The sequence below is a fragment of the Kocuria salsicia genome (assembly GCF_039532055.1).
GTDB classification, from domain to species: domain Bacteria; phylum Actinomycetota; class Actinomycetes; order Actinomycetales; family Micrococcaceae; genus Kocuria; species Kocuria salsicia.
Genome location: NZ_BAAARF010000003.1, coordinates 472,678 through 493,998, shown reverse-complemented (window position 1 = coordinate 493,998; position 21,321 = coordinate 472,678). Strand labels below are relative to the sequence as shown.

Below are 21,321 nucleotides of genomic sequence, written 5' to 3'. Positions count from 1 at the left end.
TTTTCCGAGTCGCACGGGGCTATGGCGCAGCTGGTAGCGCACCTGCATGGCATGCAGGGGGTCAGGGGTTCGAGTCCCCTTAGCTCCACGAAACAGGGAAACCCCTCACCGAGACGGTGAGGGGTTTTTCGCGTGCCCTGGTGCCCCTGGCTCGCAGGTGTCGAGGTGACGCGCGCCCGGCTGTCGTGGACCAGGGGCACAGGTGGTGGCGCTGCCCCTGGCACTCGGCGCTGTCCCCGTTCGTGCAGCTCTCCAGGGTGGAGGTCAGCGTCAGCCCCATGCTCTGCCTGAGGTCGGCGGTGGCGGACTCGTCGACTGCCTCAAGGAGGCTGGCACTCTCGTGGGCAATAACGTGCATTCCTCACTCGCCTTCGAGCGTCCGCGCGTCCACCAGCTCCATACCCGTGAGCGCGTACGAGGGCCACCCGGACACCGCCTCTCTTAGGGAACGGACGCCCGGGAACGGGGGAGCACCTCCCATGAAGGCGATCGTCATCATCGGCAGCACGCGGCCCGTCCGGGTGGGGGACCAGATCGCTGGGGTCGTGGACCGGATCAGGAGCGAGCGCGGCGTGGACACGAAGGTTGTGGATCTGAGCGAGCTGAACCTGCCACCGCTCAACGAGCCCCAGGTCCCCGCCACCGGGCAGTACGCCCGTGAGCACACCCGCAACTGGGCCGCCACGGTCAGCGGCGCGGACGCCGACGTCGTGGTGACGCCCCAGGACAACGACGGCGACCCCTCGGGCCCGAAGACCGCGATCAACTCGCTCTACAACGAGTGGCAGGGCAGGCTCGGCGCTATCATCAGCTACGGCGGTCGCGGTGGCGGCATGGTCTATGACCAGTTCGCCCAGGTGCTCTCCCTCGTGGGTCCGCAGCTGGACCCCGAGGGTGAGAAACTCTTCCAGTCGCGGGACGACTACGGGGAGAACGGCACGTTCACCGACGCGGAGGCCGCCGTCGGCGCCCAGGCGGCCGAGATCGCGGCGCTTGTGGACCGGGTGATCGCCGCCATGTCAGAGAAGGACGGCGCGCAGGGTTGACGACGCCGCCGCGGGACGGGAGAGCGCCTGTGGCCCGGGGTGCTGACGGATGGAGGCGGATCACCGCGTGAACGACTGGCTGCAGCGCCACCAGGTGCTCCTCTACCTGCTCGCCATCCTGGTGGGCGCGGCGGCCGGGTGGTTCGTGCCGGGCTCGGGCTCCCTGGCCAACCCCGCCGTGACGCCCCTCCTGGCCCTGCTGCTGTACGCCACCTTCCTCGGGATCCCGCTGCGCCACCTGGGCCGGGCCCTGCGTGACTGGAGTTTCCTGGGGACCGTGCTCGCCCTGGACTTCGTGCTGGTGCCGGTGGTCGTGCTGGGGCTGGTGCACCTGTTCGGCATCGAGGGGCCGCTGCTCACGGGGGCCTTGCTGGTCCTGCTGGCGCCGTGCGTGGACTACGTCATCGTCTTCACGGGCCTCGCCGGTGGTGCGGCCGAGAAGCTGCTCGCCGCCGCACCGGTGCTCATGCTGCTCCAGATCCCCGTGCTTCCTCTGCTCCTGTGGCTCTTTCTCGGGCCCGAAGCCGCCGCCTCTCTGCACTGGGGCACCTTCGCCTGGGCGCTGCTCACCTTGATCCTCGTGCCGCTGGCGCTCGCGGCCGCGACGCAGTGGGTGACGGCACAACGGACGACGGCGCGGCGGGCAACGGCGCCCGCCCGCCTGCCCTGCGCGTGGGAGGGTTTCGTGGCGGCGGCCATGGTGCCGCTGATGGTGCTTGTGCTCGCCACCGTGGTGGCCTCGCAGATTGCCGGCGTGGGTGCAAGGGTGTCGGAGCTCGCCCCGCTGGTTCCCCTCTACGCCGCGTTCGCACTGGTGATGACGGCGGTGGGCTGGGGTGTCGGGCGGCTCGCCCTGGGACCGGCTCGCGAGCGCCGGGCGGTGCTCTTCACCGGGGTGACCCGCAACTCGCTGGTGGTGCTTCCCCTCGCCCTGGCTCTGCCGGGCGGCTCGGGGCTCGCACCCCTCGCGGTGGTCACCCAGACGCTCGTGGAGCTGCCGGTGATGGTGGCCCTGGTGTGGGCCGTCCCCCGGCTGGTCCCGTTGCGTGGGGCGCAGAGGCCGGGGGACGGGGCCGAAAAACTGCAAGTCTCCAGCGAAACCTGAAAATCGCCACGGGGCGATGTTTCGAGTTTCACCCGAGACCTGAAAGGAAGTGACTGGGCCGACCGCCGGGTGGGGGAATCGGGGTGGTAACCAGCCCGCCGAAGCGGGCGCGGCGCGGCAGGGCCCGGGGGAACGGCGGCGTTGTCCGCGCCGGCGGAACCGGCCTGGTCCGGGAACTCGACGTAGAGGTTCGGGCCGGAGATCGGGAAGTACATGCCGTCACCGTGGGCCATGTCGTACTCCGTGGCACCGGATCAGTTGACGTACGTGTCGTCCAGGGATGCCTCGATCTGGTACCCCTCGTCGCTGAGGTCCGTGAGGTGCAGCCCCGCACGGTCCACGAACGAGACCGGGACGTTGGACCTGGAGGTCGTCTCCGCCTCGTCGTCGCGGTCGTGGACCACCTGTCACTTCTGCTCGTCCGAGAACGTGGCCAGGAACGCCTGCGCGGACTCGGCCGTCTCGGAGATCGTGCTCGCGGTGGTGGAGCCGTCTGCCGTCGCGTCCTCGGTGGTCGCGTCCGTGCTCGGCACGCTGGTCTTGGTGCTCGCCGTGGCCACGGTGGATGAGGACGCGGCGTTGGCCGGTGCCGAGCAGCCGCTGAGCAGGAGGCTGGAGGACAGCGCGAGGGTCGCGGACCAGACGGCGGTCTTGGGGAGGATCTTCATGGCGGGGCTCCCGTTCGTGACGATCGGTGGTTGACGTGCTCCACGCTAGGAACGGGCCCTGTGCCGGGTTGAGTGCGCGGCTGTGCCGGGGCTGTGACTCTGCGGGGTACGATCTTCGCCATGCCCACCGGTCCTTCGAGGACGGGCACGAAGCGAGCCCGGTGGCGGATCGTTGCGGTACTGGTTCTCCTGCTGGTCCTGATCGCCGCCGCCGTGCTCGTCGCCGTGGACCCGTTCACCTCTGCGCAAGCGCCCACCACCGACTGCACCCGCTATGGTCTCTCCGACGACGACTCCCGGGCCCATCCCCACACCGTGACCCTGCCCACCCAGCAGACGGACGAGGACCAGACGCAGGCCGGTGCGCTGGGTGCGCTGCAGCAGTCCTTCACCTCCAACGGCACCACGAGCAGGTACCACGTGGTGGACGGCGGGGTGGACACGAGCCGCCCCGTGGGCCTGGTGGTGGACCTGCACGGGGACGGGGGCGCGGAGTTCACCGAGCCCGGTGGACGCACCACGTGCCTGGCCGCGGTGGCGGCGTCCCACAACGCACTGTTGGTGGTCCCCCTGACACCCGACTGCACCGGCGACTGCACGTGGTGGCGGGACCTGCGCCCCAATCTGCGGTGGCTGCGGGCCCTGGTCACCCAGCGGCTGCTCACGGACCTGCCCGTGCAGAAGGACCGCGTGAGCTGGCTCGGCTACTCCGGTGGCGCCGAGATGCTCAGCTACGGGGTGCTCAGCGGCGCCCGGGACCTCGTGACCGGCGGTGCGGCAATGGTCGGCGGTGGCGGGTCCCCCGGATCGCTGATGAGCTCGGCGGACGAGCAGCAGAAGAAGGACCTGAAGATGTGGTGGTTCACCGGCGCGGACGACGACGGCACGGACCCCAATTCGGACTTCGACGCCGTGGAGGCCGCCACCCGGGGTCAGCGCTTCTACGAGAATCGCGGATTCCAGCAGACCCGGCTGGAGCTGCTCGCCGGGCACAATCACTTCGACATGCCCGACGCCGCGATCCTGGACGAGCTGCTCTCGGCCGAGGACCCGGCTGCCTCGCCGACCGGCTGAGCCCGCGCGGCCGCCGGGACCCCTGCTGGGTGCTCGACGGGAGACCCAGCGGAGCGCACGGCACGACATGGGTGTCACACACCACAGACGGAGAAGACATCCAGCGTGTTTTCTGACACAATGCCCCGAATCTCCTGAGTATTGCCCCGGCCAGGGCACATACCGTATTCTTGAACCACCATCTGGGCCAGCAGGGGGATTTTTCAACGCTGGAAACCGCGGCGCGTTCAAGGATGCCGCGCTGTCGTCGAGGTCGGGGGACCTGGGGGACGTCAAAGAAGCATCCACAACACACATGTGTCTCGTTCGGAGAAACGCGTGTGTCTCCTCCTGCGCCATCGGTCCTTAGCGAGGGGGAGAGTACACGCAGTGGACAGCCAAGAATCAACAAGCGGGGCACACGCCGCAGGTGCGGGCATCGGCCGGGACCGGGCCGTGTACCCGGTGGAGCAGCCACCGGAACCGCGCACCCTGGTGGACATCGTCCTGGACACCGTGGAGCAGTACCCGGACGCGATCGCGCTCGAGGACGAGAACGAGAGCGTGCCCTATGGCGAGCTCGAGGACCGTATCGAGACCCACGTGCAGCGGCTGTGGGATCTCGGCATCGGCCGCGGGGACCGCGTGGGCGTGCGCGTCCCGTCCGGCGGGGTGGACCTCTACGTGGCCATCCTCGCGACCCTCTTCGCCGGCGCGGCCTACGTGCCCGTGGACTGGGACGACCCGGACGAGCGCGCCAACACGGTGTGGGAGGAGGCCGGCGTCGCCGCCGTCTTCGGCCAGGGCCTCGAGCTGACCCGCAACCCCGCGGTCACCCCGGGCGAGCAGACGGAGACCCCGCGCACCCGCGACGACGCCTGGATCATCTTCACCTCCGGCTCCACCGGCAAGCCCAAGGGTGTGGCCATCAGCCACCGCTCCGCGGCCGCCCTCGTGGACGCGGAGTCCCAGATGTACCTGCAGCGCCGCCCGCTGAGCCCCGGTGACCGCGTGATGGCCGGGCTCTCCGTGGCCTTCGACGCCTCGTGCGAGGAGATGTGGCTCGCGTGGCGTCACGGCGCCACCCTGGTGCCCGCGCCCCGCAAGATCGTGCGCTCCGGCCCGGACCTGGGCCAGTGGATCGTGGACAAGCAGATCACTGCCGTCTCGACGGTGCCCACGCTCGCGTCCCTGTGGCCCAGCGAGGCGCTGGACCGGGTGCGCCTGCTGATCTTCGGCGGGGAGGCGTGCCCCCTGGAACTGACCAAGCACCTCGTGCGCCCCGGACGTGAGGTCTGGAACACGTACGGACCCACCGAGGCCACCGTCATCGCCACGGGTGCCCTGCTCACCGGTGAAGCGCCCATCCGCATCGGCTTGGCCGTGCCCGGGTGGGAGCTCGCCGTCGTCGACGCCGAGGGCGAGCCCGTGGCCTGGGGCGAGACCGGCGAGCTGATCATCGGCGGCGTGGGCCTGGGCCGCTACCTGGACCCGGAGAAGGACGCCGAGAAGTACGCACCGCTCGAGTCACTCGGCTGGGATCGCGCCTACCGTTCCGGGGACGTGGTGCGCGCCGATCAGGAGGGCATCGTCTTCGCCGGGCGCGCGGACGACCAGGTCAAGGTCTCCGGGCGGCGCATCGAGCTCGGGGAGATCGACACCCAGATGACCCAGGTCCCCGGCGTGAAGCTCGGCGCGTGCGCTGTGCACTCCACCCCGGGTGGCGGAAGCGTCATCGCCGGCTACCTCGTCCCCGAGTTCGAGGGTTCCGTGAACCTCTCCGAGGCGCGGCGCTGGCTCGTGGAGCGGCTGCCGGGCCAGATGGTCCCGGCCCTGTGCCTCATGGACGAGCTGCCCATGAAGACCTCCGGCAAAGTGGACCGCAAGGCCCTGCCCTGGCCGCTGCCCGCCTCCAACGAGGACGGCTCCGCGCCGCTGCAGGGCGATCTCGCGTGGCTCGCGGAACTGTGGGCAGACCAGCTCGGCCCGCTGCCCTTCACCGCGGACAGCGACTTCTTCGCCATGGGCGGCAGCTCGGTGGCACTCGCCCGCCTGGTCTCCGCCCTGCGCAAGACCCACCCGGACACCGAGATCGCCAAGATCTACTCGCACCCCACGCTCGAGTCCATGGCCGGCTACCTGGCCACGCTGGGGGAGTCCCACGACCACAAGCGGGACCCCGAGCCCATCCCCGCCTCCGCAGGATGGCTGCAGGGCGCGTTCCTGCTGCTGCTCAACGTGCTCAATGGCTTCCGCTACGTGGTCGGCTCAGTCATCGTGGTCTGGATCCTCGCCGTGGTCGCGGACGCCGGCTGGGTGCCCAAGCCGCCCCTGTGGCCGCTGATCATCGGGTGGCTCGTGATGTTCTCCCTACCGGGGCGCGTGCTCATCGGCGCGGCCACGGTGCGCCTGCTCACCGCCGGACTCAAGCCCGGGCACTACCCGCGCGGCAGCTGGAACCACGTGCGCGTGTGGGCCGCCGAGCGCCTGGTGGTCTACAACAAGTACGACGTTCTCACCGGCACGCCCATGGCGCGCGGTCTGCACCGGCTGTTCGGCAACCGAATCGGCAAGGGCGCCCACCTGTACAACACTCCTCCCGTCACCGGGCTGGTGAGCGTGGGCGAGAACTCCACGGTGGAGTTCGAGTCCGACCTCTCCGGCTACTGGCTGGACGGGGACGTCTTCCACGTGGGGGCCATCGAGGTCGGCAACGACGCCCGTGTGGGCACCCGCACCCTGCTGGACCCCGGAACCCGCGTGGGCGACGGCGCCGAGGTGCTGCCCGGCTCGCACGTCACCCACAGCATCCCGGACGGGGAGCTGTGGGGCGGCTCCCCGCTGCGCTACCTCGGCACCGCCGGGCTGACCTGGCCTGAAGGCTCCCCGGAGTCCACGGGTGGGCTGAAGACCTGGGGCAAGGGACTGTCCTACCTCATGTACAGCCTCGGCGCGGTCCTCGTGGGCGTGCTGCCGCTGCTCGCGCTGATCCCCGGGGCGCTGATCGTGCTCACCCAGGTCATCCACATCCAGGAGTACGAGATCGTGTTCCCCATCGTGGCCGTGTGGGTCCCGGTGTTCACGGTCGTCACCGCCGTGGTGTGGCTGCTGCTCGTCGTGGCGGTCGTGCGCCTGCTGGCCGGGACCATCGTCCCGGGCTACTTCCCGCAGGACAGCAAGGTGGGGTGGGCCATGTGGCTCACCGAGACGCTCATGCAGCGCACCCTGATCTCCACCTACCCGATCTACGCCTCGTGCATCACCCCGTGGTTCATGCGCCTGCTCGGTGCCAAGGTGGGGCGCAACGTGGAGATCTCCACCGCGGAGACCATTCCGCACCTGACCACGCTCAAGGACGGCTCATTCCTCGCGGACCACGCCCTGGTGACCTCGCACCGCGCTGGCTTCGGCTGGCTGCACGTGGGCACCTCGGTGATTGGTGAGCGCACCTTCGTGGGCAACTCTGGCATCGTGGGACCGGACCGGGACCTCCCTGCGGACGCGCTGGTGGCCGTGCTCAGCTCCGCGCCGTACCATGCCCCCGCCGGGTCCTCCTGGCTGGGTCGCACCGCGGAGCCGATTGCCCGGGCGAAAACCGAGGCGGACTCGGAGTCCACGTTCCAGCCGCAGCGCCGTCTGAAGGCGGCCCGCGCGTTCGTGGAGATCTTCCGCTTCCTGCCCGCCATGGTCTCGGCCTGGCTGGACCTGATCATCGTGTACGTGCTCACCGTGATCTACATGTCCCACGGCATGGGCGCCAGCGGCGTCGTGGCTGCGTTTGCGTGGTCCGGCGTGGTGCTGACCGTGGCGAGCACCGTGGCGTGCCTGGTGCCTGTGCTGGTCAAGTGGGCCCTGATGGGCCGCTTCCGGGCCTCGGAGCGCCCCCTGTTCAGCTCCTTCGTGTGGCGCAACGAGCTCACGGACATCTTCGCGGAGTCCCTGGCTGTGCCCTCCATGATCCGGCTGAGCGTGGGCTCGCCCATGTTCAACGTGTGGGCGCGCCTGATGGGCTCGAAGATCGGGCGCAGCGTGTGGTGCGAGACCTGGTGGCTGCCCGAGTTCGACCTCGTGCACCTGGAGGACAACGTGTCCGTGAACCGCGGCACCGTGCTGCAGACCCACCTGTTCCACGACCGCATCATGCGGATGGAGCCGGTGACCATGCGCCGCGGCTCCACCCTGGGGCCCAACAGCTTCGTGCTGCCGGGCGCCACGATCGAGGAGCGCACCACCGTGGCACCGGGCTCACTGGTGATGCGCCAGGAGACCGTGCCCTCGGACGGCAACTGGGGCGGCAACCCCATCCGCCACCTCGAGGCCGGTGACCAGGTGGTCAGCGCCATGGTGGTGCCCACCCCGGCACTGCCCACCGCCGGTGCCGCCGGCACCGGCACGTCGGCCACAGCGGCGTCGGTCACCCCGGGCTCCGGTGCCACCACGCACGGTGCCACGGAGCCCGGTGCGACAACGAGCAGCATGCCCGCCACGGCGTCGTCGCCCCGTACCGCAGGGTCCACCGCGGTGCCCTCGGCCCACACGGCCACCATCCCCCTCGGGGAGTCAGCCGCCCAGCACAAGGGAGCCACCGAATGACCCAGCAGAGTGTGAATGACGACGTCGTGGAAGGCGACCTCCCGCTCGGGCAGCGCCCGCAGCCGGGGCGCCGCCCACCGCGTGAGGTGTGGTTGGGGGACCGCGGGGACGAGGGCCGCACGGCCGCCGAGAGTGGACTGTGGACCCATGCCACCCCGGTGGTCACCGCCCCGCCGCGCTCCACCTCCGCGCCCCGTCACGGGGCGGTCACGCGCAACGAGACCAGTGCGGACGGGCGGCGCACCAAGCGCCGCATCATGGGCGTGGACGTGGCCCGTGGCTTCGCCCTGATCGGCATGATCGCGGTCCACGTGCTGCCCGCGACCCACGGCGTGGACGAGGAGCCCACCCTGCAGTGGAGCCTGTTCGCCGGCCACTCCGCCGCACTGTTCGCCACCCTGGCCGGAGTGAGCCTCGCGTTCATGACCGGCGGCCGCCACCCCCGCAAGGGCAGGGAGGGCCACCGGGCGCGCGTGTCGATCCTCGTCCGCGCGATCGTGCTGTTCCTCATCGGCATGACCATAAACCTGCTGGACCTGCCGGTGTACAACATCCTGATCTACTACGGTCTGATGTTCCTGGTGGCCATCCCGTTCACGCTGATGACCGTTCGGTGGCTGCTTGCCTCCTCGGTGTTCTTCGCGGTGGTCATGCCGTTCGTGATGCAGTGGTCCCTGTCCGTGCTGCCTGCGCACGTCTACGGCAACCCGAGCTACGCGGAGCTGTTCACGGATCCGGGAGCTGTGCTCGCGGAGCTGTTCCTCACCGGCACCTACCCGGCGCTGCCGTGGATGACGTTCATCTGCCTGGGCATGGCCCTGGGCCGGCTGCCGCTGTCCCGTGACCGGGTGCAGGTGCTGCTCGTGATCGTGGGTGCCGTGGTGGCCGCCATCGGCTGGGGGGTGTCCCTGCTGATGCTGTGGCGCTTCGACCTTGAGGACGCCCTGCTCCAGGCGACCCCGTGGATGACGTGGGAGGACGTGTGGACCATCCAGGCCTTCGGCCCGGACCCCCAGATGCCGAACACCACCAACCTGTGGCTGCTGCTCTCCGGGCCGCACACCAACACCCCGTTCGCGCTGTTCAAGAGTGCGGGCATGGCCATGATCGCGCTGGGCATCTTCCTGTTGCTCAGCCGCGTGATCGGCAAGTGGTTGACCTGGCTCGGCGCCATGGGCTCCATGACGCTGACCCTGTACGTGAGCCACCTGGTGTTCCTGTCCTTCGTGTGGACGGACGGCACGCCGTGGTTCTGGTACTTCGTGCAGATCGCGGTCGCGGCGCTGTTCGCGGTGGCCTGGCAGAAGGCGCTGGGCAACGGACCGCTGGAGCGGCTGGTCACGAAGGTGTCGAAGGGCGTGGCCGCCGCGGTCGTGCCGGTCAAGAAGGCGCCGCCGCGACGTCGTGCGGAGACCCGCGCGCGGTGAGCACCCGGTAGCGCGCACCGCATCCGACGAACGGACCTCAGCCCTGCGGGGCGGGGTCCGTTCGCCATGCCACGGCCAGCCGGGCGTTCTCCCGGGTGCTGGTGCGCACGTCGCCCACAGTCCAGTCCGGGCCGTAGGTGGCGCGGGAGCGGGTGCCCACGTTGATGCTCGCCGGGTCCCGTGCCAGGCCGGTCTGCCAACCCTTCACGAGCGCCTCCACGCGCACCCATGCGCGGGTCACCGCCACACGACGACGCCGCCCGCGCAGTCCCGCGAGCCGGGCGCGGTCTGCGGGGTGCAGGATATCCAGGAGCACGTCCGCCTCCACCTCGCTCTGCAGCCTCTCGACGTCGACGCCCACCTCGCGCTGCGCGGTGACCACCGCCACGAGACCCGCCGTGCGGGAGACCGAGAAGTGGACGGGGCGCAGAGCTCCGAGGGCGGGGGACCAGCCGAGTTCGGGGCCCGCGTCACCGCCCCACCCGGCCACGGCACTCGCGCGGCCGTGCACCTCGCGGGGAGCGCCGGTGCGCGGGTCGTGCGTCACGGGGGCGTCCCCGGGGGCGCAGCCCAGGCGGTGGCCAAGCACGTGGCGCAGGGCCACGCGGGAGACCACGAACAGCTCCCTTGCGGAGGTCTCCTGGATCCCGCGGGCGCGGGCGAGCTCCTCCGGGGAGAGACAGCCCGTTGCGGACTCGACCCAGGCCGCGACCTCGGACAGCGGCAGCACGTGCAGGGTCAGGTCTGCAGGGGCTCCGGGCACTCGGCGGCGCAGCTGCGCCCAGACGGGCTGGGCCACGGTGACGGTCCGGGCGCTCACAGGGCGCCGTCCGCGGACTCGTCCAGGGCGGCGTGGAGCAGGTCCGGGTGCGCATACAGGCCGTGGTGGCCACCGGGGACCTCCAGGGTGCGCACGGCTCCACCCGTGCAGCGGGCCCACCCAGCCATGGCCTCGGCGGTGGCGCCGCCGTCCTCGCGGGCGTGCACGAGTAGCAGGGGAGTCGCCAGGTGCGGGGGCTGTCCGTCGTAGGACAGGGAGGCGCGCAGGTCCGCTCGCAGCGGGGCGAGGACCATCTCGCGCAGCCCGGGATCGGTGAGCAGCTCCTCGGGGGTGCCGCCGAGGGCGAGCAGCCAGGCGGCCAGCGCGCCGTCGTCCTCCAGGATCGCCGCGAGCTGCGGGTCCGGAGCTGGCGGGGTGGCTTTGGCCGAGAGCACCACGCGCTCGAGGCGCCCCGGGCGCAGCCTGTCCAGGGCGGCGGCGAACTCCGCGGCGAGCAGCGCGCCGAAGGAGTGGCCGAGGACCGCGGTGGGAACGCCGTCGGCGTCAAGCACGGGAAGCAGGGCGGCGAGTGCCTCGTCGATGGCGCCGCGCACGCTCACGGGGGTGGGGTCGCCCATGCGGGACTCGCGGCCGGGGCGGCGGTGGACGACCACCTCCGTGCCGGGGTGCAGCAGTGCTCTGCCGCTGAGCCCGCCGCCGCCGGCGTGGGGGAAGACGAGCAGCCGGCGCCGGGGAGCGGCGCCGGCCGCGGGGAAGTGCTCGAGGGCCACCGGGTGCGGCTCGGGCAGAGGGGTGGTGCCGGGGGCGTGTGTGGTGGCCAACGTCCCGAACCTCCTGGGTCCTGGTGGGGCGCCCCCGCGCAGCCAGCCGCCGCGTGCGGCAAGGGCCCGGGGCTGAGGTGCGCGGTGATCGGGGGATCGTCGCGGGCCTGCTGTGGGGCGTACGGTGCGCGCAGAACGGGGAGGTGACGGGGGCGGTGCCGGGGGAGCACTCGTCCGTGCGGCGGGAGGGTCGTAGGCTCGTTGACCGTGACCCCGCAGGTCTCGGGGAGGTCCGCTGGAGGAGCTCTCGCCGCGCGGGCTGGTCACCACAGTACCCAAGCACACCGGGTACCGCCCCAGAGCGGGCTGGACACCGCCCGGGTGGAGTGTGAGAGGAGAGCGAGATGGCGAAGAAGAAGCACGGCGCGTCGGCCACCCCGGCCACCCAGCAGCTCACAGCGGCGGGGGTGGAGTTCGAGGAGCGGGCCTACGAGCACGACCCGCGCACGGAGTCCTACGGGTTGGAGGCAGCCCAGGAGCTGGGGGTGGAGGCCCGCAGCGTGTTCAAGACCCTCGTAGTGGAGCTCGACCACGAGGGCTTCGGGGTGTGCGTGGTGCCGGTGGAGATGCGCGCGGACCTGAAGGCCGCGGCCGCCGCACTGGGTGCCAAGAAGGCAAAGCTCGCGCAGCCGGCGGACGTGCATCGCCTGACCGGGTACGTGCTCGGCGGGGTGAGCCCGCTGGGCCAGCGCACCAGGCTGCCCACGGTGGTGGACGAGAGTGCCGGGAAGCTGGAACGGGTCTACGTCTCGGGCGGTCGCCGGGGGCTGGACGTGGGGCTCGCCCCACAGGACCTGACTCGGCTCACCGGTGCCGTTGTGGCCCTGGTGGCCGCCCCGTTGCGACACGGCTGACACGTCCCCGCACAAACCCCGCAGGCCCCGGAACCGCGGCGTTCTCGTGGTACTTTGAGATCATATTCTTAGGTGTGCCTAACCTCATGGGCGGAAGACGGGGACATGTTCCAAACTTTTCTGATCGGCCTGCGTGAGGGTCTCGAGGCGGCGCTGATCGTCGCGATCCTCATGGGATACCTCAAGCGGGTGGGGCAGCATTCGGCGCTGAAGCCCCTGTGGACGGGGGTCGTTGCGGCGATCCTCGTGGCCCTGGGGTTCGGCGCGCTGCTCACGTTCGGTCCCTCCACCCTGACCTTCGAGGCCCAGGAGGCCATCGGCGGATCACTGTCCATCATCGCAGTGGGCTTCGTCACGTGGATGATCTTCTGGATGGCCTCCGCTTCCCGCGGGCTCAAGAAAGAGCTCGAGTCCCGCGCCTCTCTGGCCGTGCAGGGTTCCACCGTGGGCATCGTGGTGCTGGGCGCGCTGACCGTGGGCCGCGAAGGACTCGAGACCGCGCTGTTCCTGTGGGCCGCCACCCGCGCCACCGGGAGCAGCGGAGGGATGCTCGCCCCCGCGCTTGCGGCGGTGCTCGGCATCCTCGTGGCCGTGCTCATCGCGTGGGCCATCACCCGCGGACTGCTGCGGCTGAACCTGTCCACCTTCTTCCGCTGGACCGGCGGGTTCCTCGTGATCGTGGCCGCCGGGGTGCTCGCCTACGGCTTCCACGACCTGCAGGAGGCCGGGATCCTGCCAGGGCTCAGCGCCCTGGCCTTCGACCTCTCCGCCACGATTCCTCCCACGAGCTGGTACGGCGTGCTGCTGAAGGGCGTCTTCAACTTCTCCCCGGCCACCACGTGGCTCGAGTTCGCGGCGTGGTGGCTCTACGTGCTGATCGTCATGCCGCTGTTCATCCGCCGATCCCGCTCCGGACGAGCCCGGCCCACCGCAGCAGTGAGCACGACGTCGCACCCCGCGTCCGACGCAGCCGCGGCCACTGCTTGAACCACAGTCCCGCCCGCGGCCACACGCCCCCGCAGCGAGAACTCACAGACCCATCCCACTGCCGTCGACGGCCGAGACCGAGGACCGCCATGCCCCGCACCGCTATGACCCTTTCCGCCCTGGTGACCGCCACCGGGCTGCTCTTCGCCCTCTCCGCGTGCCAGCCCAACGATCAGTCCGGCGCCAAGGACGACGGCACGATCTCCGTGACGAGCACCGACGACAAGTGCGAGGTCTCGGCCACCGAGGCGTCGTCGGGAACCCTGCGCTTCGACGTCAAGAACGACGGCTCGAAGGTCACAGAGTTCTACCTGCTGGGGGAGGACGGGCTGCGGATCGTGGGCGAGGTGGAGAACATCGCCCCCGGCCTGAACCGCACCCTCACCGTCTCCGCACCGGAGGGCAAGTACTTCACGGCCTGCAAGCCCGGGATGGTCGGTGACGGCATCCGCGGGGACTTCACTGTGACCAAGGGTGAGGCCGGGGACCAGGCGGATGCCCAGGACAGCCAGCTCAAGGACCAGGCCACCAGCCAGTACGCGTCCTACGTCAAGGACCAGGCCGAGCAGCTGCTCTCAGGCACCAAGGAGTTCGCGCAGGCCTACAAGAACGGCGACGACGACAAGGCCCGCGAGCTCTACGCCCCCGTGCGCATGCACTGGGAGCGCATCGAACCGGTCGCCGAGTCCTTCGGTGACCTGGACCCCAAGCTGGACCTTCGCGAGGCGGACCTCGAGGACGGCCAGAAGTGGACGGGCTGGCACCGCATCGAGAAGGACCTGTGGCCGCCGGCCACCGGGTACACGGCTCTCGCACAGAAGGATCGCGACGCCCTGGCCGACCAGCTCGTCACGGACACCCAGACCCTCCACGACCGCACCCGCGACATCACCTTCACCGCGGACCAGCTCTCCAACGGTGCCAAGGAGCTGCTCGACGAGGTCGCCACCGGCAAGGTCACCGGCGAGGAGGAGACCTGGTCCCACACGGACCTGTGGGACTTCCAGGCCAACGTGGACGGTGCCCGGATCGCGTACGAGGACCTCTCCCCGCTGCTCAAGAAGCGGGACACGGAGCTGGACTCCACCCTGAAGACCCGGTTCGAGGACCTCCAGAAGCTGCTCGACCAGCACAAGGAGGGCGACGGCTTCGTGACCTACGACAAGCTGAGCAAGGACGACGTCAAGAAGCTCTCCGACGCCGTCAACGCCCTGTCCGAACCCCTGTCCACCGTGACCGACAAGGTCGTGGAGTAACCAGTATGAACGAGGCACCACGGGACGAGCACCCGACCACTACCCGCCGCGGGTTCTCCCGGCGCGCCCTGCTCGGCACGGGCGCCGGGGCGCTCGCCGTGGGCGCGGGGCTGGGTGTGGCGGGGCCTCCCGCGGTTGCCGCACTGCAGGACACGCTCGGGGACCGCGCCCCGGACGACGTCGTGGACTTCCACGGCGAGCACCAGGCCGGGATCGTCACGCCCGCGCAGGACCGGCTGTGCTTCGCGTCCCTGAACGTGCTCACCAAGGACCGTGACGAGCTGATCGGGCTGCTCAAGGACTGGACGGCGGCGTGCCGGCGGATCACCCAGGGCCTGGACGTCACCGAGACGGGCTTCGACGGCGGCTCCGAGTACGCCCCGCCCCAGGACACGGGGGAGGCCCACGACCTCTCGGCCGCCCACCTCACGGTCACGGTGGGATTCGGCCGCTCCCTGTTCCAGGACTCCTCGGGCAGGGACCGGTTCGGTCTTAAGTCCAGGCTTCCGGAGGGGCTGGTCGAGCTGCCCCACTTCCCGGGGGACAAGCTCGAAGACGCGCGCACCGGCGGAGACCTGTGCATCCAGGCGTGCGCCGATGACCCGCAGGTGGCCGTCCACGCCGTGCACAACCTGATCCGCATGGGCTTCGGAGTGGTCTCCACCCGCTGGATGCAGCTGGGCTTCGGCCGCACCTCATCGACCTCCACCGAGCAGGCCACGCCCCGGAACCTCTTCGGCTTCAAGGACGGAACCGCGAACCTCAAGGCCGAGGACGCCTCCGCGATCCAGGACCACGTGTGGGTCACCGACGACTCCTGGCTGCGCGGCGGCACCTACCTGGTAGCCCGGCGGATCCGGATGATCCTGGAGACGTGGGACCGGGAGTCGCTCACCGGCCAGGAGAAGATCATCGGGCGCACCAAGGGCAGCGGGGCACCGCTGTCCGGCGGCGAGGAGTTCACGCCCGTGGACCTGGGGATGATGGGCTCCGGCAACCAGCCGATCGTGCCCGAGGACTCCCACGTGCGCCTGGCCCACCCGGACACCAACGACGGTGTGCAGATGCTGCGCCGCGGCTACAACTACGCGGACGGCACGGACACCGTGGGCAACATGGACGTCGGGCTGTTCTTCATCGCCATGGTCAAGGACCCCGCCACCGGTTTCGTGCCCATCCAGAAGAAGCTCGCCCGCCAGGACGCGCTCAGCGAGTACCTGCGCCACACCGGCTCCGGGCTCTTCGCCGTGCCCCCGGGGGTGTCGCAGGACGCGGCGGACTACCTCGGGCGCCCGCTCTTCGAGGCCTGAGCGCCGCTCGCTACGACGACGCCGCACTGGCCGTTCGCGACGTCGCCGCCCCGCGCCGTCGTGCCCGGCGGCCGCGACGCGCCCCTCGGGCCGGGACACCGCCCGCCGGGCGGGGCGCCGTCGACAGATCGTTACACGCAGGCCCTGGGCGTCACACGCTGCACTCAGGCCGTCAACACGCCGGAAACACGACCGCGTCAGGATCGAGGCATCCGCGGACACCGCGGGTCCCCGGGCGTGCCCCGCCCGGTGGGGATCCCGCTCCGGGGTCAGCTCCCGTGAGCGACGAAAGGACGGCGGCATGTCCCTGGACGTGAAATCCCGCAGTGAACTCTCCCCCTCGGAACCACCCGGCACCAGTCCGGGTGCCGGGGCTGCAACGGCCGGCACTGCAGAGGGCGGAGCCCGCTCGGCCGCGAAGGAGAGCCTGGAGGACTACACCCTGCGCTTCGCCCCGCGCTCCTACCGGCAGTGGGGACCGGGTGTCGTGGCCACGAGCGCGCTGGGCGGCATCGCCTACCTCGCCGACTTCTCGATCGGCGCGAACATCGGCATGGCCCACGGCACCACGAACGCCCTGCTGGGGATCCTCCTGGCCGCCGTGATCATCTTCGTGACGGGGCTGCCGCTGGCGTACTACGCGGCCCGCTACAACCTGGACCTGGACCTGATCACCCGCGGCTCCGGTTTCGGGTACTACGGCTCGATCATCACCAACGTCATCTTCGCCACGTTCACGTTCATCCTCTTCGCGCTCGAGGGCTCGATCATGGCGCAGGGGCTCGAACTGGGCCTGGGGATCCCCAAACCCGTGGGCTACGCGATCGCCACGATCATCGTGATCCCGCTGGTGATCTACGGAATGAAGTCCCTGGCCCGGGTGCAGGTGTGGACCACCCCGCTGTGGCTCGTGCTGATGGTGATCCCTGTGGGCTACCTGGTGGTCTCGGACCCCTCCTCGGTGGGGGAGTTCCTGGACTACCGCGGTGAGAGCGGGCAGGGCCCCAGCTTCGCCGCCGTGATGCTCGCCGCCGGCGTGTGCCTGTCGCTGATCGCGCAGATCGCGGAGCAGATCGACTACCTGCGCTTCATGCCGCCCAAGACGGAGGAGAACCGCGTGGCGTGGTGGCGTGCCGTGATCCTGGCCGGGCCGGGGTGGGTGGTCTTCGGGGCCGCCAAGCAGATCACCGGGCTGTTCATCACGGTGTACCTGATCGCGCGCCTGGACCCCGCGGCGTCGGCCACGGCCAACGAGCCCGTGCACCAGTTCCTGGGCGTCTACCAGCACATGATGCCGGGGTGGCTGGCCATGGTGCTGGCGGTGGTGCTCGTGGTGATCTCCCAGATCAAGATCAACGTGACCAACGCCTACTCCGGGTCCCTGGCGTGGACCAACTCGTTCACCCGCGTGACCCGCACCTACCCCGGGCGCCTGGTGTTCGTGGGCGTGAACCTGGCGATTGCGCTGACGCTGATGGAGCTGAACATGTTCGACTTCCTCAACACGGTGCTCAGCTTCTACGCGAACTGCGCCATCGCGTGGATCGTCACGGTGGCCACGGACATCGTGGTCAACAAGCACGTGCTGGGCCTCTCGCCCAAGGTCCCCGAGTTCCGCCGGGGCATGCTGCACAACTGGAACCCCGTGGGCCTGGTCTCCCTGGGCCTGTCCGCCGGGATCTCGATCGCCATGTTCTTCGGGGCCTTCGGACCCGGGATCGCCCCGTTCTCCCCGATCTTCGCGGTGCTGATCGCGCTCGTGGCCACTCCGCTGACGGCGATCGCCACCCGCGGGCGCTACTACCTGCGCCGCACGGACGACGGGATCGAGCTGCCCTACACGGACGCGGACGGCAACCCCTCCGACGAACTGCTCACGTGCCACGTCACCGGCCTGGACTTCGAGCGCCCGGACATGCTGCGCTCCAACGAGCCGGGGCCCGACGGCGAGGTCCAGCACATCTCCTCCCTCGCCCTGGCCACGGACAGGACCGGACGGTACGTGCTGCCCGCCCAGCCCTGAGCACGTTCCCTACCCGCCGGCCCCGTCCGGCACCCGGTGACGCGGGTGCCGGACGGGGCCTCCGGGGTTCCAGGGCCCCGGATGACGACGCCGCCCGGCTCATCTGCGGTGCGCGGCCCCCGGGTGGTCCAGCGGCAGCCGGGGCCCGGCACCGCCGAAGACCTCGCGGGCGGAGGGAACTCGCGCCGCGCCGTCGTCCCCTGTACCGGAGTCCCCGGCGCCGCCCACGGTGGCCGCCGGTGCCAGCACACCCCGCTCGCGCAGCACCGGCGCCACAAAGCGCCCGAAGCGCTCGAAGTCCGCGGGGCGCACGCACGCGTTGACGTTGAAGCCGTCCACGTCCGCGACCCGCGCCCAGCGCTCCAGCTCGTCCGCGATCTCCTCCGGGGAGCCCGTGATCACGGGACCTCGACCGCCGATCGCCACGAACTCCGCCACGCGCCGTGGCGTCCACGAGGCGTCCGGGTCCATGGTCGTGAACGACGCGAGCGCCGAACGGTTGGCGTCCGTCTCGACATGCTCCAGTGGAGCGTCGGGGTCCGCATCGGAGAGGTCCACCCCGGTCCACCCGCCGAACAGCGCGAGAGCCGCGGGCACGTCCACGTACCGGGTGTACTCGGCCAAGCGCTCGTGGGCCGCGTCACCCGTCTCGGCCACGACCACGGCGACGTTCGTGAACGCCTTGACGGAGCGTGGATCGCGCCCGGCGGCTTCGGCCTCCTCGCGGAGCCTGCCGGTCCACCGGGCGACGTGCTCGGGCGTGGGACCGGAGAAGAAGACGGCCTCGGCGTGCTTCGCGGCGAACGCGAGCCCACGAGGGGAGGCCCCCGCCTGGAAGAGGTACGGGGTGCGCTGGCGGGTGGGGGCCGTCAGGGAGGGGGCGGTGACGTCGAAGTACGTGCCGTGGTGGCCCGCGCCGCGCACCTTCGCGGGATCCACGACGACGCCGCTGTCCCGGTCCGCGGCGTACGCATCCTCCGCGTAGGAGCCCTCCCACAGGGCGTAGACCACGTCCATGTACTCGTCCGCGCGGTCGTAGCGCTCGTCGTGGGGCAGCTGCGTCCCCAGACCGAGGTTGCGCGCGGCGGACTCCTGGTAGGAGGTCACCACGTTCCACGCGATGCGTCCGTCCGTGAGGGCGTCAAGGGTGGCGAAGCGCCGGGCGAGGTCGTAGGGCGCCGCGTAGGTCACCGAGGCGGTCACTCCCACGGCGAGGTGCTCCGTGGCCCGTGCGAGCAGGGGCGCGAGCAGCAGGGGATCCAGCTGGGGGACCTGCACCCCGCCGCGCAGGGCGGCGTCCGGGGTGCCGCCGTAGACATCGTAGAGCCCGAGGACGTCCGCGAGGAAGATGCCGTGGAACCCCGCTGCCTCGATCGTCCTCGCCTCCCGCTCCCAGTGGGTCGGTGAGACGTAGTTGCGGGACTCGTCCTCGGGGTGGCGCCACAGCCCGGGGGACTGGTGGACGGGCACGGGCATCTCGAACGCGTTGAACAGCAGCGGACGGGGCATGGGGGCCTTTCACGGGGACGGGTGATGGTGCGGACGGTCGGGAAGCGGCGGTCCGAGCCGGGCGGAGCGGCGCTCGGGCAGGCGGGCGACGTCGTCGGACCGGTCGCTCAGGAGGGGACCGGGGCGCGGACGGGCACGGGGACTGCCCGGGCGCCGTCGGCCACGGAGTCCCGCGCCATGCGGGCGGTGACCACGGAGACCACGGCGAGGACGCTGAGGTAGCCGCACAGCAGCCACGGCGTTCCCCCACCGCGCGCCACGAGCCACGCGGCGATCATGGGGGTCAGCCCGCCCGAGAGGATCGTGCCCACCTGGTAGCCCAGGGAGACCCCTGAGTAGCGCAGGTGCACGGGGAACTGCTCGGCGAACAGTGCCGCCTGGGGGCCGTAGATGCTGTCGTGCAGCACGGCCAGGCCCACGAGGTACACGAACGGCAGCAGGGCCAGTGGGCCGTGGTCCAGGAAGAGGAAGTAGGGCCACACGAACACGCCGACCAGTGCGGCCGCGATCCCGGAGATCCGGCGGCGGCCCACACGGTCCGAGAGCCATCCCCACAAGGGTCCGCCCACGATCCCCACGGCCGCCGCGATCAGGATGGAGACCATGACCCACTGGCTCTGACCGCGGTGCTGGGTCACGTAGGTGAGCGTGTAGACGGTGAGGACCGAGAAGATCGCCGGCTGGACCATGCGCTGCCCCACGCACACGAGCACACCGCGCGGGTATTCGCGCAGTACCTCGCGCACGGGGGAGACGGCGCGCTTCTCCTCCGCCCTGACCTCGCGGAACTCCTCGGCATCCGTGACACCGGCGCGGATGACCAGCCCGATCACCACGAGCACCGCCGAGAACACGAACGGCACGCGCCAGCCCCACGCCTGGAACTGCTCCGGCGTGGTCACGGCCTGCACCACGGCGAAGAACGCGGTGGACAGCAGCATCCCCGCCGCCGAGCCGACCTGCGTGAACGAGCCGAACAGCCCCCGCAGCCCGGAGGGGGCGTGCTCCACCGACAGCACGGCCGAACCACCCCACTCCATCCCCGCGGAGAGCCCCTGCAGGATCCGGCAGGCCACCAGCAGCACCACCGCGGCCCAGCCGATCCGCCCAAAACCGGGCAGCAGACCGATCGCCGTGGTCGCCAGCCCCATGGTCAGCAAGGACGCCACGAGCAGCGCCTTGCGCCCGATCCGGTCCCCCAGATGGCCCGCGATGATCCCGCCCAGGGGACGGAAGAAGAACGCGATCGCGAAGGTCGCGAACGAGGCGATCACCGCTCCCACGCCCGAGCCCTGCGGGAAGAAATAGTGGTTGAACACCAGGGCGGCCGCCGCCCCGTAGAGGTAGAAGTCGTACCACTCGATGGTCGTGCCCACGAACGACGCCGCCAGCACCCGCTTCTTCGAGCGCACCGCTGCGCCCGCGGCCCGCAGGCCGCTAGAAGCAGCAGCGGGAGACAGGCCTGGGGCGGTGCCGTGAGGTGTGCTGGGGGTGGCACCGGGGAGCTGCGCCTCGGCAGCGGCGGTGCGCGCGGCGTCGTCGTGCCCGCCACTTGTTGTAACGGTGCCCGCGGGGCGGGGCAGAAGAGTCTCGTCGGTGCGGCCGGATGCGGCGTGGCCCATGAACAGTCCTTCAGACCGGGGCGTCACGAAGCGCAGGGGAACCGGACGCCGTCCTTGCCCGCACCGGTGTGGTCACGGGCCGAATCATCACCTGGGGCACCCCACGACAGCGTCAGAGGGTTGCCGTCCGGCCAGCCAGGGCTGTTGGGCCGGAACTCGTGATTCCTGTACCACCACACAACCACACCCGCCGCGGGGCGGACAACCCGGAACCCGCCGCACATGACGCCGTGTGGCACGGATCGGGGCACGGTGGGTGCAGCAGG

General features: G+C 70.8%; 16 protein-coding genes, 1 tRNA gene and 1 riboswitch. Of the genes, 11 read left to right on the top strand and 6 right to left on the bottom strand.

What is annotated here, in order from left to right:
• The first annotated feature begins 15 nt into the window (after positions 1 to 15).
• The 3 genes from ABD264_RS02220 to ABD264_RS02210 all read left to right on the top strand — a co-directional run bounded on the left by ABD264_RS02220 (position 16) and on the right by ABD264_RS02210 (position 2,151).
• Positions 16 to 88, top strand: a tRNA-Ala gene (locus tag ABD264_RS02220).
• Positions 89 to 479: 391 nt separating this feature from the next.
• Complete coding sequence (locus ABD264_RS02215; protein WP_344203890.1) at positions 480 to 1,046, top strand: NADPH-dependent FMN reductase; 567 nt, start codon at positions 480 to 482, stop codon at positions 1,044 to 1,046.
• Between the two features lie 49 nt (positions 1,047 to 1,095).
• Positions 1,096 to 2,151 carry an arsenic resistance protein gene (locus ABD264_RS02210; protein ID WP_425554275.1) on the top strand — a complete coding sequence of 352 codons (1,056 nt, stop codon included), beginning with the start codon at positions 1,096 to 1,098 and terminating at the stop codon, positions 2,149 to 2,151.
• 254 nt (positions 2,152 to 2,405) lie between these two features.
• On the opposite strand, the gene ABD264_RS02205 is transcribed toward ABD264_RS02210, so the two are convergent.
• Positions 2,406 to 2,555 (bottom strand): hypothetical protein, encoded by a 150-nt coding sequence (locus ABD264_RS02205; protein ID WP_186366653.1) that lies wholly within the window; start codon positions 2,553 to 2,555, stop codon positions 2,406 to 2,408.
• A 3-nt stretch (positions 2,556 to 2,558) separates the two neighbouring features.
• Positions 2,559 to 2,819, bottom strand: a complete 261-nt coding sequence (locus tag ABD264_RS02200; protein ID WP_144942605.1) for a hypothetical protein — start codon at positions 2,817 to 2,819, stop codon at positions 2,559 to 2,561.
• Between the two features lie 120 nt (positions 2,820 to 2,939).
• On the opposite strand from ABD264_RS02200, the gene ABD264_RS02195 reads away from it, so the two are divergent.
• From ABD264_RS02195 to ABD264_RS02185, 3 genes are all read left to right on the top strand, one after another.
• Positions 2,940 to 3,893, top strand: a complete 954-nt coding sequence (locus tag ABD264_RS02195) for an alpha/beta hydrolase family protein (RefSeq protein ID WP_244944665.1) — start codon at positions 2,940 to 2,942, stop codon at positions 3,891 to 3,893.
• Positions 3,894 to 4,262: 369 nt separating this feature from the next.
• Positions 4,263 to 8,465 carry a Pls/PosA family non-ribosomal peptide synthetase gene (locus tag ABD264_RS02190; protein ID WP_344203885.1) on the top strand — a complete coding sequence of 1,401 codons (4,203 nt, stop codon included), beginning with the start codon at positions 4,263 to 4,265 and terminating at the stop codon, positions 8,463 to 8,465.
• Complete coding sequence (locus tag ABD264_RS02185; protein WP_144942606.1) at positions 8,462 to 9,892, top strand: DUF418 domain-containing protein; 1,431 nt, start codon at positions 8,462 to 8,464, stop codon at positions 9,890 to 9,892. The genes ABD264_RS02190 and ABD264_RS02185 overlap by 4 nt, the downstream gene beginning before the upstream one ends.
• A 37-nt stretch (positions 9,893 to 9,929) precedes the next feature.
• Here the strand turns inward: ABD264_RS02185 and ABD264_RS02180 are convergent, their stop codons facing one another.
• Together ABD264_RS02180 and ABD264_RS02175 are read right to left on the bottom strand one after the other, a co-directional pair.
• Positions 9,930 to 10,712, bottom strand: a complete 783-nt coding sequence (locus ABD264_RS02180; RefSeq protein WP_144942607.1) for a 4'-phosphopantetheinyl transferase family protein — start codon at positions 10,710 to 10,712, stop codon at positions 9,930 to 9,932.
• A complete protein-coding gene (locus tag ABD264_RS02175) occupies positions 10,709 to 11,494 on the bottom strand; it encodes a thioesterase II family protein (protein ID WP_344203881.1) in 786 nt (261 codons plus the stop codon). Before ABD264_RS02175 ends, ABD264_RS02180 begins: the two co-directional genes overlap by 4 nt.
• Positions 11,495 to 11,838: 344 nt before the next feature.
• On the opposite strand from ABD264_RS02175, the gene ybaK reads away from it, so the two are divergent.
• The 5 genes from ybaK to ABD264_RS02150 all read left to right on the top strand — a co-directional run bounded on the left by ybaK (position 11,839) and on the right by ABD264_RS02150 (position 17,924).
• Positions 11,839 to 12,348 (top strand): Cys-tRNA(Pro) deacylase, encoded by a 510-nt coding sequence (gene ybaK, locus ABD264_RS02170; protein WP_344203879.1) that lies wholly within the window; start codon positions 11,839 to 11,841, stop codon positions 12,346 to 12,348.
• A gap of 105 nt (positions 12,349 to 12,453) precedes the next feature.
• Positions 12,454 to 13,335 carry an iron uptake transporter permease EfeU gene (gene efeU, locus ABD264_RS02165; protein WP_145009231.1) on the top strand — a complete coding sequence of 294 codons (882 nt, stop codon included), beginning with the start codon at positions 12,454 to 12,456 and terminating at the stop codon, positions 13,333 to 13,335.
• An 89-nt stretch (positions 13,336 to 13,424) separates the two neighbouring features.
• Positions 13,425 to 14,591 (top strand): iron uptake system protein EfeO, encoded by a 1,167-nt coding sequence (efeO, locus tag ABD264_RS02160; RefSeq protein ID WP_290500612.1) that lies wholly within the window; start codon positions 13,425 to 13,427, stop codon positions 14,589 to 14,591.
• Between the two features lie 5 nt (positions 14,592 to 14,596).
• On the top strand, positions 14,597 to 15,901 hold the full coding sequence (efeB, locus tag ABD264_RS02155; RefSeq protein ID WP_144942610.1) for an iron uptake transporter deferrochelatase/peroxidase subunit: 1,305 nt from the start codon (positions 14,597 to 14,599) through the stop codon (positions 15,899 to 15,901).
• A gap of 301 nt (positions 15,902 to 16,202) precedes the next feature.
• The gene (locus ABD264_RS02150) at positions 16,203 to 17,924 is read left to right on the top strand and encodes a purine-cytosine permease family protein (protein ID WP_144942611.1); all 1,722 of its coding nucleotides are present in this window, start codon (positions 16,203 to 16,205) and stop codon (positions 17,922 to 17,924) included.
• Between the two features lie 99 nt (positions 17,925 to 18,023).
• Here the strand turns inward: ABD264_RS02150 and ABD264_RS02145 are convergent, their stop codons facing one another.
• Entirely contained in the window at positions 18,024 to 19,433 is a 1,410-nt protein-coding gene (locus tag ABD264_RS02145; protein WP_295109981.1) for an NtaA/DmoA family FMN-dependent monooxygenase, read from the bottom strand.
• A 107-nt stretch (positions 19,434 to 19,540) separates the two neighbouring features.
• Entirely contained in the window at positions 19,541 to 21,055 is a 1,515-nt protein-coding gene (locus ABD264_RS02140) for an MFS transporter (protein ID WP_260983352.1), read from the bottom strand.
• 45 nt (positions 21,056 to 21,100) lie between these two features.
• A riboswitch (SAM riboswitch) is annotated at positions 21,101 to 21,219 on the bottom strand.
• Positions 21,220 to 21,321 lie beyond the last annotated feature (102 nt).